Annotated in this window: 4 protein-coding genes; all 4 read right to left on the bottom strand. The window is 37.2% G+C overall.

What is annotated here, in order from left to right:
* Positions 1–70 precede the first annotated feature (70 nt).
* A complete protein-coding gene (locus J2W95_RS09530) occupies positions 71–3,814 on the bottom strand; it encodes a T9SS sorting signal type C domain-containing protein (RefSeq protein WP_310006326.1) in 3,744 nt (1,247 codons plus the stop codon).
* Positions 3,815–4,122: 308 nt separating this feature from the next.
* A complete protein-coding gene (locus J2W95_RS09525; protein WP_310006324.1) occupies positions 4,123–6,648 on the bottom strand; it encodes a T9SS sorting signal type C domain-containing protein in 2,526 nt (841 codons plus the stop codon).
* 293 nt (positions 6,649–6,941) lie between these two features.
* Positions 6,942–11,270: a DUF7507 domain-containing protein gene (locus J2W95_RS09520; RefSeq protein ID WP_310006322.1), complete on the bottom strand. Its 4,329-nt coding sequence runs from the start codon at positions 11,268–11,270 to the stop codon at positions 6,942–6,944.
* 479 nt (positions 11,271–11,749) lie between these two features.
* The gene (locus tag J2W95_RS09515) at positions 11,750–15,526 is read right to left on the bottom strand and encodes an Ig-like domain-containing protein (protein WP_310006321.1); all 3,777 of its coding nucleotides are present in this window, start codon (positions 15,524–15,526) and stop codon (positions 11,750–11,752) included.
* Between the last annotated feature and the right edge of the window lie 329 nt (positions 15,527–15,855).

Here is a 15,855-nt window from a genome sequence, read left to right as displayed (position 1 = left end):
AAATATTGAAATAAAAAAACTGTCCGAATATTTCTATTCGAACAGCCTAAATAATATAATCAACAACCTCTTAAAAAACAATCTCCTTCGTAACCCATTTTCCGCTGGTTAATTGAACCATCACAATCAAGAATTGCTCGGTGGAGTTAAAATGAGGCATTATAAATTCCATACTGTTAATTTTATCCTTTTGATAAAGAAGGCTTCCCTTCAAATCGTAAATCATCACAGCATCAATAGTCTCATTAAATGAAATGACTTTTATTTGATGATTCTCAACAGAAACCACTGACTCTTTTTTTGTTTCCACAGAAGTTCGATTGTCAAAAGAAGTATCAGTAAAGGTACTTTTGTCGTAACTCAACTCAAAACGATCATTGAACGTTCCCTTGGCTGTGGTAAATGAATAAGGTCCATTCTTCAGATTATGGATCGTTTTAGTCAAATTATCCTCTAAAAAGACAGTTTGGTTCGTCAATTCACCATCTACATTATCAATGCTAATCTGAAAAGTTCCTGCTACAGTAGTTCTGTAACCTAAAGGCACTTTGTCCGTTTTATCAAAAGGCAGAGTACGACCTTGTATTGCCAGGTTATTTGTTTCATTGACACTATAAAAATCAGCATACGCATTCCCATCAAAACTAACCGCATCATACAAATTATCCATTTCATTGGTGGCTCCCGTGATATATCCAACCAATAATTGTTTGAAGATTCCATCGGAATTCGTCAAATTTAGCCAAACCCTGCTCTTATCAACTGACTCCGTCTTCTTGGTTTTGGACATTCTGAAAAACTGACTGTTAGATCCAGATGCCGTAGCAGCTGTCGTATTACGCATGGCATTGTTAAACTTAAAAACTCCAGCAGTTTTACTCGTCACAAAAAAGGATTGTCCTGCCGCTATAGTCTTGCCTGGAACTGTTCCTCCGCTTGTTGCCTTTACTCCTCCCGTCAAGAGATAAACTGCATAATCATTGGGACTATACACATAAAAAGAGCCGCTTTGCGTTATAGCAGTATTGTGAGTCCAAAAATACAGTCCTCCATCAATCATGTCCAAATTTTCATTTATAAACTTATCGGCATCGATAGCAGAAGGATAAGGATTACCTATCAAATTATCCTTTTGGATCCCTTGGGAATCAATGGTAATGTCTCCATTATTAGGAACACCAACAAACTTAACTGGTTGAGCATATGTCAAACCCGTCCAATACTCATTGTTAGGAACAAAGTGGATATTAGGTTTAGGAACACGAATAGCAAAACCTTTTCCTGCTGGATCCATTTCATTTAATCCATTCTCAATCACCCATTTCCCATTGGCGTAACTTTGATACTTATCCGATAAGGTATTCGGAGACAAAACATTCAAAACCTGATCTTTTACTGGAGAGCACCAATACGTAAAATCAAAATTCTTCATCGGAGCCGAAATACGATTATAGACGATTTTCCCAGTATTAGCTACGTTATTTATCTGAATCAAACTCGCATTATTCTCGAAGATCAAAGTACCTCCGTTATTAGTCACTGCATTGGTTACAGTAAATATTTTTCCAGATGGAATTGTAACTGCTGCCTCTGAATTAATTATACACGAACAAGCAACCAAATCAGTTGTGGCGGTATATGGTCCCGAAAAAACTGCAGTCTTGGTTACATCTGGATCTCCATTATCCCAAGCACTACCACTCCAAGTAGTGGTAAGCGAAGGTTTTATTGCAATAGGATCTGTAGCAGATGAAATACATCCCGATCCATCTTTGGCAGTTACAACATAATGCCCTACAACTAAACCATTAAAAATTCCTGTAGTATTAGAATAATCAGAACCATCAATACTGTAATTCAATCCTGTAGGTGCCGTTACTGTTATTGTACCTGTTGACACTGTGCAAGTGGGTTGTTCAGTAGCAGTTGCTGATGGCGGTGATGCTGGAGCGTTAACCGTTATGGTCACCACGTTTGAGTCAGCACTAGTCCCACAACCGCTTTGGGTTCTTGCTCTAATATAATAAGTAAAACCAGGAGTCAACCCATTTATATCTAAAGAGGTTACTGATGCCAATACTGGCATATTTTCATAAAGCCCTACAAAAGTCCCTATCCCGAATGATGAATCAGAAGACACGTCAAATCTGTAATTAGATATATTAGGGACTGATGTCCAATCTTCTGTAGCAATAGTTTGATTACAACCTAATGTGATATTGTTTAACACTGGGGCAATTGGCAATGGATTCACAGTTATCATTCCCGTTTTGGTGATATTACCGCAACCTCCTGTCAATGTTACCATATAGGCAAACGGACTTCCAATTGCCGTTGAAGGTGAACCCGAAATGGTTACAACATTTCCTGAAAAAGAACCCGTAACTCCCGATGGCAAACCACTGAATGTAGCACCGATAGCACCTGTGGTTACATAGGTAATATTTGTAATTGCCGTATTAATACATCCTACCTGGTTGTCCGTACCAGCCGCTGAACTCAAAGCAATTGTATTTGTTGGTGTTACCATTACTGTCGCCGATGCACTATTGACCGGAGCACAAGATCCGTTGGTTACAACAGCTCTATAATAGGTTGTTGCAGTTAAGTTGATTGCAGTTAATGCAGTAGTTGTATTTGAAATAGGAGTACTCGCTGTCGCAAAGTTGTCCAATGAAGACTCCCAACGTGTTACTGCTCCAGTGTGTCCACTTAAAGTCAATGTCGTGCTATTTGTTCCTGTACAAACTGAAGTACCGCCAGCAACACTTCCGCCTACTGAAGCTGCACTGACCGTTATAGTGGCTATTGTACTATTGACTGGCGTACAAGATCCGTTGGTTACAACAGCTCTATAATAGGTTGTTGCCGTTAAGTTGGCTGCTGTTAATGTAGTGGTTGTATTTGAAATAGGAGTACCCGCTGTCGCAAAGTTGTCCAATGATGACTCCCAACGTGTTATTGTTCCCGTGTGTCCACTTAAAGTCAATGTCGTGCTATTTGTTCCTGTACAAACCAAAGTACCACCAGCAACACTTCCGCCTACTGAAGCTGCCCTGACCGTTATTGTAACAGAAGCCGTATAAGCTGAATAAGTTGTTACACCACCATTTACCAAAACTGTTCTTCGTCGGTAACTTGTCGTTGCTACTAAAGCTGGTGGAGAATAAGTCGAACTTGTCTCTCCTCCGATTGTTACATAACTACCACTTGCATTTGTTTGCCATTCGTAAGTTATTGTTCCCGATCCAGTTCCATTTGTAGTAGATGTCAAAGTAGCTGGTATTGATCCACTACAAATTGTCTGTGCCGTTCCTATTGAACCTGCTGCCCCAACATAGCCTCCATTATTTACTAAATTAGGAAATTCATATTCACCACTATTACCATTACAAGCAGCGACAGTAGTATTTCCAATAATTATCTTATCAGCTCCATTACAGCCAGAAGTACCATTACCCCCTAGGGGTTTTAAAGTACCACTACCAGTAAACCTAATTGAAGACCCAGCAGCAAGCGTCAATGTATAATTACTAGTAGAAAAATCAATATTAGCATTGGTATTAACAATAAGCTGAATAGCCCCTAAACAACTAAGGTTTAAGTTTTCATTCATAACCAAACTTGATGCTGTACTACCATCTCCAATATTTAAAATACCATCGCAATTACTAAAAGTAACACATGGGTCAGGATTCAATGTAGTAGCATTCTTTGTTCCCGTGATAGTACATTGAGCACTAACATTTCCGTAGAGAGCAAAAAATAACAAAATAGATGTAAAAAACTTAGCTTTAAGTAAAATTCTATTCATAATATTTGGGGGTATTTTGCGGTATTTTTAACAAAAAAAAAACAACTGATAAAACTTTGTGACAGTAAACTTTCAACAAATATCATTTACCTCATTTACAGTATATTTTGCTTTATTAAAGCAAAAGCAGGTATTTTTATGTGCCAAAAATAACCATTAAAAATTTGTTATAAAATTAAAATTGCCCCTAAAAACACTAATTTTTAATTAATTAACGAATTTTTATCTTTCCTGTAAGTTTTAACTTTAAAACTAAAAATCCCCATTCTAGATAGTAAGAATTAGAATATAAAAAATATTATACTGAATTAATTTTTAAAAATAATTTCCTGGGTAACCCATTTACCATTTACCAATTGAGTCACAACAATTAAAAATTGATCACTCGATGTTAAATTCTGAATAATAAATTCATTTCTGTTTACACTATCATTCTCATAAAGTAGTCTTCCTCTTAAGTCATAAACCAACAACGCGGAAATTGTTTCTTCGAAAGAGTTTATATTTATTTGATGATCTTTTACCGATATAACAGCTGATATACCTTTTTTATCAAAAGATTGATTATCCAACTTTGAATTCAATCTAATTGTTGGAGGATTTAACACAACAGAAGTCACAACTCCTTCTGAAGAGTCAATATAAACCAACGTAAAACGATCATTAAACGTTCCCTTGGCTGTGGTAAATGAATAAGGTCCATTCTTTAGATTATGGATCGTTTTAGTCAAATTATCCTCTAAAAAGACAGTTTGGTTTGTCAATTCACCATCTACATTATCAATGCTAATCTGAAAAGTTCCTGCTACAGTAGTTCTGTAACCCAAAGGCACTTTGTCCGTTTTATCAAAAGGCAGGGTACGACCTTGTATTGCCAGATTATTTGTTTTATTGATACTATAAAAATCAGCATACGCATTCCCATCAAAACTAACAGCATCATACAAATTATCCATTTCATTGGTGGCTCCCGTGATATATCCAACCAATAATTGTTTGAAGATTCCATCGGAATTCGTCAAATTTAGCCAAACCCTGCTCTTATCAACTGACTCCGTCTTCTTGGTTTTGGACATTCTGAAAAACTGACTGTTGGATCCTGGCGCCAAAACAGCTGTCGTATTACGCATGGCATTGTTAAACTTAAAAACTCCAGCAGTTTTACTCGTCACAAAAAAGGATTGTCCTGCCGCTATAGTCTTGCCTGGAACTGTTCCTCCGCTTGTTGCCTTTACTCCTCCCGTCAAGAGATAAACTGCATAATCATTGGGACTATACACATAAAAAGAGCCGCTTTGCGTTATAGCAGTATTGTGGGTCCAAAAATACAGTCCTCCATCAATCATGTCCAAATTTTCATTTATAAACTTATCGGCATCAATAGCAGACGGATAAGGATTACCTATCAAATTATCCTTTTGAACCCCTTGGGAATCAATGGTGATGTCTCCATTATTAGGAACACCAACAAACTTAACCGGTTGAGCATATGTCAAACCCGTCCAATACTCATTGTTAGGAATAAAGTGAATATTAGGTTTAGGAACACGAATAGCAAAACCTTTTCCTGCCGGATCCATTTTATTCAATCCATTCTCAATCACCCATTTCCCATTGGCGTAACTTTGATACTTATCCGATAAGGTATTCGGAGACAAAACATTCAAAACCTGATCTTTTACTGGAGAGCACCAATATGTAAAATCAAAATTCTTCATCGGAGCCGAAATACGATTATAGACGATTTTCCCAGTATTAGCTACGTTATTTATCTGAATCAAACTTGCATTGTTCTCGAATGTTAAAGAACCCGTTAAAGCAACATCCAACCCTCTTTCTAGTGTCAAAACCACACCTGAATCAACATGTACAGCAACCCCAGCATCTATTTGACAAGAACAGGCTTCCAAATCAGAATTCAAATTATAATCGCTCGAAAATCTTATTTTCTTTGAGGCATCAGGAATGCCATTCGACCAGATTCCATCATAAATAGTCTCTGTGGGTGCAACATTTATAGTATTTGAATAATCGCTCTCACCACAACTATTGGCTGATTTGAGCCTAACATAATATGTTCCTCCTGCCGTCAAACCAGAAATAGATTCCGATAGAACATTACCTAATTCTCTATTTTCAAAACCTGGAATTCTATTATTAAAACTCAGATCGGTTGCAACATCTAGAAAATAATTTGATGCATACATAGAACTTGGCCAATCGAGCATTAAAACAGTGGATGCACAACCAAGCTTTGTTTCAGGCAATACTGGTTTTTCAGCCGTTAAACAAGAAACATTGCCTTTAAAAACAAAATCATTAACACTAAATGTTCCAGTACCTGCACTCGCCGCCCACCCGTAGATTCTAAACGTTATGGGCAAAACCACATTTTGAAAAGCAGGAGCTGACAATGAAACCAAAGAACCTCTCGCTGAAACTGTACCAATATCTGATGAAAAGCCATCTACACTGGAACGAAAAGCAAAAAGAGTAGGTCCCTTAGCCGAAGTTTGTCCCTTAAATCCAAAACTTACAAAATCAATTTTTTGGCCTGCATTAGGGATCAAAGTAAACTCAAAATAAGTATCTGGATCTGAGCCTTCCACCTTCCAGCTTTTGGCGTCATACCTATTATTTGCATTTACACCAAACATAGTTAGGGCTCTACCAATTCCGCTAACTGTAATATTTGGATTTACGATTTGCCCTAGAGTATAAGGATTTGAATTATTGGGATTGGCTCCAACAATGGCATTGCTAAATATTGATTGAGCAAAATTTAAAACTGGAAAACAAAAAAAGAAAGAAAAAAAGATTAGATATTTTTTCATAAAAAATTAAATAATATTTTAAAAATAAAACACTAAAATAAGATTTTTATTGTAAAATATAAATTTTTATAAAATTATTTTCCTACAAATAAATAATAATTATAAATGCAAAATTTTCCTATTACTAGCTCCATTACTTTTAAAAAAATTAGGTGATATCTAAAAACTATTCTCTTTCCTAAAACACAACATATTAAATAAATTTAATATGTTCTCACTTTAATTATTTTAAGAAAAAAATCCCATTCTGAAAAATCAGAATGGGATTATGTAAAAATTAATATGTTTCTTCTTTAAAAGATAATCTCTTTCGTAACCCATTTTCCACTGTATAATTGAGTCATCACAATTAAAAACTGCTCTTTTGAATTTAAATTCGATATTGTGATTACATCACTATTAACGTTATTCATTTGATAAAGCAGGCTTCCTTTCAAATCATAAATAATTACAACTTTTATGATTTCATCAAAAGAGTTAATTTTAATATGCTGATTATTTGTCGAAACAATAACTGATTTATTCTTTTTAAGAAGAGATGGGTTTCCCAATGATGGATCCAAACTACTTACAGGAGGATTAACAACCACTGGTGCCTCGGCAATAACCTCAGGCTCTGTCGCTACAGGCAAATCAACTACCACAGGTGGCACAACGACTACTGGAGAATCTACAGCAACTGGTGGAGCAACCACTACAGGTAAATCGACTACCACAGGCGGTACAACTTCTACTGGCGGCTGTACAACTACTGGTAATTCGGTAATAACTGGGGAATCTATCGCAACCGGTGGAGCAACCACTACAGGTAAATCGACTACCGCAGGCGGTACAACTTCTACTGGTGGTTGTACAACTACAGGAAATTCAGTAATAACTGATGGATCTACAGCAACTGGCGGAGCAACCACTATAGGTAAATCGACTACCACAGGCGGTATAGCTACTACTGGCAATTCGGTAATAACTGGGGGATCTATCACAACCGGTGGATCAATCACTATAGGCAAATCAACTACCACAGGCGGTACAACTTCAACTGGTGGATCTACAGCAACTGGTGGAGCAACTACTACAGGTAAATCAACTACCACAGGCGGTATAGCTTCAACTGGCAATTCAGTAATAACTGGTGGATCTACAGCAACTGGTGGAGCAACCACTACAGGTAAATCAACTACCACAGGCGGTACAACTTCAACTGGTGGCTGTACAACTACTGGCAATTCGGTAATAACTGATGGATCTTCAGCAACTGGTGGAGCAACCACTACAGGTAAATCCACTACCACAGGCGGTATAGCTTCAACTGGCAATTCAGTAATAACTGGGGGATCTACAGCAACTGGTGGAGCAACCACCAGAGGTAAATCAGCCACTACAGGCGGTATAGCTTCAACTGGTGGTTGCATAACAACTGGCAATTCAGTAATAACTGGTGGATCTACAGCAACTGGTGGAGCAACCACTACAGGTAAATCAACTACCACAGGTGGTACAACTTCTACTGGTGGCTGTACAACTACTGGTAATTCGGTAATAACTGGGGTATCTATGGCAACTGGCGGATCAATCACTACAGGTAAATCAACTACCACAGGTGGTACAACTTCTACTGGTGGCTGTACAACTACTGGCAATTCAGTAATAACTGGGGGATCAATCGCAACTGGTGGATCAACCACTACAGGTAAATCAACTACCACAGGTGGCACAACTTCTACTGGCGGCTGTACAACTGCTGTTTTATCAACATAGACCAAAACAAAACGATCATTAAACTTCCCTTTGGCCGTGGTAAATGAATAAGGTCCATCCTTAAGGTTATGAACAGTTTGCGTCACATTATCCTCTAAAAAAACAGCTTGGTTCGTCAATTCACCATCAACATTATCAATACTAATCCTAAAAGTGCCTGCTATCGTAGTTCTGTAACCCAAAGGTACTTTATCGGTTTTATCAAAAGGTAGAGTACGACCCTGTATTGCCAGATTATTTGTTTTATTGATACTATAAAAATCAGCATACGTATTCCCATCAAAGCTAACGCCATCGTACAAATTATCCATTTCATTGGTGGCTCCCGTGATATATCCAACCAATAATTGTTTGAAGATTCCATCGGAATTCGTCAAATTTAGCCAAACCCTGCTCTTATCAACTGACTCCGTCTTCTTGGTTTTCGACATTCTGAAAAACTGACTATTAGATCCAGATGCCGTAGCAGCTGCCGTATTACGCATGGCATTGTTAAACTTAAAAACTCCTGCAGTTTTACTTGTCACAAAAAAGGATTGTCCTGCAGCTATAGTCTTACCAGGAACTGCTCCACCGCTTGATGCCTTTATCCCTCCGGTCAAGAGATAAACTGCATAATCATTGGAACTATAGACATAAAAAGAGCCGCTTTGCGTTATAGCAGTATTGTGGGTCCAAAAATACAGCCCTCCATCAATCATTGCTAAATTGTCATTTATAAACTTATCGGCATCGATAGCAGACGGATAAGGATTACCTATCAAATTATCCTTTTGAATTCCCTTCGAAGCAATGGTAATGTCTCCATTATTAGGAACACCAACAAACTTAACTGGCTGAGCATAAGTCAAACCTGTCCAATACTCGTTGTTAGGAATAAAGTGGATATTAGGTTTAGGAACCCGGATAGCAAAACCTTTTGCCGGATCCATTTTATTCAATCCATTCTCAGTTACCCATTTCCCATCGCCGTAACTTTGATACTTATCCGATAAAGTGTTAGGAGACAAAACATTCAAAACCTGACCTTCTACTGGAGAACACCAATACGTAAAATCAAAATTCTTCATCGGAGCCGATATACGATTATAAACAATTTCTCCCCTATTAACTACGTTATTTATCTGAATCAAACTCGCATTGGTTTCGAAAATGAACTCCTCTCCGTTATTAATCACTGCATTGGTTATTGTAAATGTTTTTCCAGACAGTACTTTAACTGTTACATCTGAATTAATTATACATGAGCAGGCAACCAAATCAGTTGTGGCGGTATATGGTGCCGAAAAAACTGCAGTCATGGTTGCATTAGGATCCCCATTAGACCAAGCAGAGCCATTCCAAGTAGTAACCAATCCTCCTATAATGACATTTGGAGATGAAACAGATTGACAACCACTAGCACTAGAAACCTTAAATGTATAAGTACCAGGAAGCAGATCAATTATTGTAGTAGATGTTCCTGTTCCTGTAGTTGTTTCTCCCCCTGGAGTTCTTTCCAATGTCCAAGTACCCGTTGATGGTAAATTATTTAAAACAACACTTCCTGTATTGGTGCAACTTAAATTTGTTACAGTACCAACAGCAGGAGCATTTGCCCCATTTAAAAGAGTAACTGTAGATATATCATCAAGATTAGTCTGTCCAGACAAATCATCAACAGTGTTCAACGAAGGGTCTATTCCTGTAACTTTAGCTGAATTCTCGACTTTACCATTAGCAATATCTGCAGCTGTAATAGTATAAGAACCTGTTACTGTTGCTTTTGCCCCAGCAGCCAAAGTGCCAATGGTACCACTACCCGACCACACAAATCCTGGCATCGAGTCAGTCACATTTATGTCAGTTACTGGTACCTTTCCTGTATTTTCAACATCAAACGTATAATTAATGACTTCTCCAACATTAGCACATCCTGAGAAAGAGGCTTTTTTAACCAAACTTAATTCTGCAATTTTTAATGATTCCGTATTAAAAGCAATAAAGGCACAATCAGAACCACCAGAAAAAGTGACTACAAAACGATCTACTTGAGCTGCATTGGCATCACTTATTCCAAAGGAAGCCAAATCCAAAGCAAGAAGTCGAATTTCCCTAGAATCATTTGCACTGTAAACCGAAGCTGGCAGTCCAGTTTTGGCATTAAACAAATCCAATCGATAGGTTCCAACTACAGGAATAGAAGTAAATGCTACATTTACAGCAGTACCAACAGTAACTCCATTTGCATCCACAAATTTGAATGTATCAACTATTGAACTAGGTGAAGCAACCTGACTAACCACTATGTCGGGCGTCCCATCACCAAAAACACCTAATTGCAAATTATTTGTTCCTATCTTAAATTCGGCAGAAGTACCTGCTTGTATGTTTGCTATCCCTGTACCTAATGCCAACCCGTTAATACCATCCGTAAGTCTGGACGCAAGTTCCGCTGGGGTAGATATACTCCCTGATATTGGAGGAATTAATTTCCTATCAGCTAAATCTTTATCAATATTGGAACCCTGCAAAAAATAGGTACTCCCATCATATCCTAAAGATTGAATTTTTAAAGCCCTGAAATTAGTGTTTACATACTTTTTATTTGGTAACGAAACGGGGGGGAGTTTACTATCTAATACACCATTATTTACTCCAGTTGAATATGTCTTTCCATTCCAATCAAAAGCCAACAAATTGTTTTCAGTATTTGGTTGATTACCGATGCCAGTAGCCCTATCAGAAGTCCAATATCCATTCCAATCGGTATAAATCCTGTTAACTGCCGTTTGGCCTAACATATTGGAAGTATTCAGTAAAAAAACTACAACAAGAGTTTTAAAAAATAAAGTTTCAGTAAATAAAAGTAATTCTTTAATCATAGTATTATTTGGGGCGTTTTATGATTCTATAAAAATCTATAAAAAAAGCAATAAACCTATAAGCATTTTATAAATAATATTCCTATTTTTTAAAATATGTTTAATCTAACAAACGAAAAAACACGTATTTTTACGTGCCAAAAGTAAACAAAAAAATTTGCGATGAAACAAAATAGGCATTAAATACAATAATCTAGGTTGAATTACCTAAAATTATCAATTTTATAAGTATAAACTTTATTTTGTTGCCTACCAATCATTTATACTCTATTCCGAAAGAGGTCTCAAATTTTTATCACCTTTTTAAAATGACTTATTACAAAAAAAATGCAATAATCAGAAGAATACACTACACCATTGGCAATTAGATAAGAAAAAGACATTATGATTCAAATGCATTCTTCATTTAAAATCACAAAAAAACTGTCCGAATATTTCTATCCGAACAGCCAAAATAAATATTATTCGCTACTTAATTCTTAAAAAATTATTGCCTTCGCAATCCATTTTCCGTTGGATAATTGTGTCATCACAATCAAAAACTTTTCACTGGAATTAAAATTTAATATAACAAATTCATTACTGTTAACATGATTTTTTCTATAAAGCTCACGCCCTTTTAAATCGTATATGATCACTACATCCATAATTTTATCAAAAGAGTTAATTTTAATCTGATGATTATTTATAGACACAATGACTGATTTATCCTTTTTATCAAAAGATGAATTTCCCCATTTTGGGTCTAATGCAACAACCGGAGGAGTCAGCATAGGCGGATTGATTATAACTGGTAGATTAGCTACTGCAGGTGGTTCAACCGTTACTAGTGGATCAACTACTGCAGGTGGTTCTACTGCAACAGAAGGTTCAACCATTACTGGTGGATCAACTACTACAGGAGGTTCAACCATTACTGGTGGATCAACTACCGCAGGTGGTTCTACTGCAACAGCTGTTTTGTCAACATAAACCAACGCAAAACGATCATTGAAAGTTCCTTTGACCGTGGTAAATGAATAAGGTCCATTCTTCAGATTATGGATCGTTTTAGTCAAATTATCCTCTAAAAAGACAGTTTGGTTCGTCAATTCACCATCTACATTATCAATGCTAATCTGAAAAGTTCCTGCTACAGTAGTTCTGTAACCTAAAGGCACTTTGTCCGTTTTATCAAAAGGCAGAGTACGACCTTGTATTGCCAGGTTATTTGTTTCATTGACACTATAAAAATCAGCATACGCATTCCCATCAAAACTAACCGCATCATACAAATTATCCATTTCATTGGTGGCTCCCGTGATATATCCAACCAATAATTGTTTGAAGATTCCATCGGAATTCGTCAAATTTAGCCAAACCCTGCTCTTATCAACTGACTCCGTCTTCTTGGTTTTGGACATTCTGAAAAACTGACTGTTGGATCCTGGCGCCAAAACAGCTGTCGTATTACGCATGGCATTGTTAAACTTAAAAACTCCAGTAGTTTTACTCGTCACAAAAAAGGATTGTCCTGCCGCTATAGTCTTGCCTGGAACTGTTCCTCCGCTTGTTGCCTTTACTCCTCCCGTCAAGAGATAAACTGCATAATCATTGGGACTATACACATAAAAAGAGCCGCTTTGCGTTATAGCAGTATTGTGAGTCCAAAAATACAGTCCTCCATCAATCATGTCCAAATTTTCATTTATAAACTTATCGGCATCGATAGCAGAGGGATAAGGATTACCTATCAAATTATCCTTTTGGATCCCTTGGGAATCAATGGTAATGTCTCCATTATTAGGAACACCAACAAACTTAACTGGTTGAGCATATGTCAAACCCGTCCAATACTCATTGTTAGGAACAAAGTGGATATTAGGTTTAGGAACACGAATAGCAAAACCTTTTGCCAGATCCATTTTATTCAATCCATTCTCAATCACCCATTTCCCATTGGCGTAACTTTGATACTTATCAGATAAGGTATTAGGAGACAAAACATTCAAAACCTGACCTTCTACCGGAGAACACCAATACGTAAAATCAAAATTCTTCATCGGAGCCGAAATACGATTATAGACGATTTTCCCAGTATTAGCTACGTTATTTATCTGAATCAAACTCGAATTGTTCTCGAAGATTAAAATACCAGCAGTACTTACCGAATTGGTGATGGTCATTATATTTCCACTAGGGATCGTTACTGTATAACCAGCGTTTACCTGACACGAACATCCCTGAATATCAGCAGTTTGGCTATAATTACCGTCGAAAACAACAATATCACCTGCGGTAGGTGGTGTAATATCATTAGTTTTAGACCATTTAGCCCCATTCCAAGTATTGGTTGGAGAAATTATTGAGATTGGTACACCTAATGAAGCACAAGTCCCGTTAGAAGCCGTTACTGAATATACCCCTACAGCTACATTATTGAAAACACCTGTAGTATTGCTATAATTAGAACCATCTATACTATAGTTCATTCCTGTTGGTGCCGTAACCGTAATAGTCCCTGTTGACACTAGACAAGTGGGCTGTGAAGTAGCATTACCCGTTGGAGTCGTTGGCAATGCATTTACCGTAACTGTTACTGTTTTAGTACAGCCATTACTATTTTTGTAAGTGATTACACTTGTTCCTGACCCAACTCCTGTAACTACTCCAGTATTGCTTACCGTAGCAACTGCTGCTGTTGCTGAAGTCCAAGGAGCCGTAGCATCTGGAGTACCTGAACCTGTCAATGTAGTAGTTAATCCAACACAAACAGCTGAAGCACCCGTTATAGATGGCAACGCATTTATCGTGATTGATTGTATTGCAATATCTGTACATCCTCCCCCATTAGTATATTTATACTCTACTGTAGCTGTTCCTGCAGTCAATCCAGTAACAACACCTGCAGGAGTAATACTAGCCGATCCTGTTCCGTTTACGATTAACCAAGTTCCACCTGATGGCGTACCAGTAAATGCCGGAGTTACCGCGTTTACGCAGACTGTATTAGCTCCCCCTATAATTGTCTCGGATGTAACTGTACTATTATTAACAGTTATCGCTAAAGTAGTAAAGGTTGATGATCTACATGAGTTGGCATCAGTTACAAATACACTATAGGTTTTGGTATCAGTTCTGTCTGATGTTGTAGCAGTATTAGTATTTACCGTAGTATTCGTAGCGGCTAAGCCAGCAGAATTCCCTGTAGAAGACCAATTATAAGTATATGGAGCTGTAGCACCCGATGCCACTGAAGCAGTTAGTAAGAGAGTACTATTTTTACAGATAATTGTAGCACTTGGAGTTATTGATGTTATAACAGGGGATGGATTTACTGTAATTGTTTTAGTTACAGTTGTAGTGCCGCAGGTCCCTCCATTGGTTGTCAATGTTAAAGTAATAACTCCCGATTCGCTAGCGCCTGCCTTATAGGTCGCTGTTGATGGATTTGTTGGGTTTGTCCAAGTTCCAGCACCGCCAGACCATGTTCCGCCGATGGCTGTTCCGCTGACTGAGCCTCCCATAGCTGCAGACGTGGCACCTTGACAAATGGCAGTTAATACAGCACCTGCGTTGGCGATCGGGTTTGGATTAACAGTAACCGTTACTGCTTTTCTGGTGGTTGTATACCCATTATATACAGCTTCTACATAATAGATCGTGGTGGCTGATAACGTTGGGGTAGTATATATTGAACCAGTCATAATAGAACTCCCTCCCGATGCTGTAGTATACCATTTATATGTACCTCCCGATAGTGTTGCTGTTGCTGTTAAGGTCGAACTACCAGATCCACAAATTGTAGCTGGGTTAGTAGCTACACTAATTGGATTATAGCCCCCTTGACTAACTATTTGATCAAACGTAAGACCAGTCCCAATTCCAGAATCATTAGCTATCCATGAAGATCCAATATAAAGCCCCCATCCAAAAAATGAACCACTCATATCTGAACCTGAATCAAATTGAATAGAGGAACCCTCTGCTAACCTTAAAGATGTAAACGCTGAAACATTGAGAGTTGCATTGTTTCTAACAATAAGCTGAATAGGCCCCAGGCAACTTAAATCGAAATTATTGTTTATATTCAAAGACATCGTGTTCGTCCCGTCTCCAATATATAATATACCATTACAAGTAATCAGTGGAGCAGTCCCACAGGTCAAAGTACTTGTATTTATTGTCGTCGATATTGAACATTGCGCATTTCCATAAAAAGAAAAAAACAATAAAATAAACGCAAAAAAAGGAGTCTTAAGTAAAATTCTATTCATAGGATTTGGGGGATTTGGTATATAATTCAATACAGTTAAAAAAAACTCTGCGATCTATAAACATTTTTAAAATAATATTGCTTCTTTTACTGTAAGTTTTGACTTAATAAAGCAAATTTACGTATTTATACGTGACTAAATTAAATATTAATAATTAGCTTAAAAATAAAATTGGCGCAAAGGCAATAATTTTAGTTAAATAACTACAAATCAGTATTTTTGTAAGCTATTTTGTCTTTTTACACACCATTTCAATTTTTAAAGAGATTGAAAAATTGGTGGTGATAAAACTTTAAAAACAAAAGTATCGCTAGATTATTCTTATAAAT

Origin of the sequence: Flavobacterium granuli (assembly GCF_031456055.1) — a bacterium.
Classification (GTDB): Bacteria; Bacteroidota; Bacteroidia; order Flavobacteriales; family Flavobacteriaceae; genus Flavobacterium; species Flavobacterium granuli_A.
The sequence above is the reverse complement of the archived record's forward strand: the minus strand, read 5'-3'. Positions and strand labels throughout refer to the sequence as shown.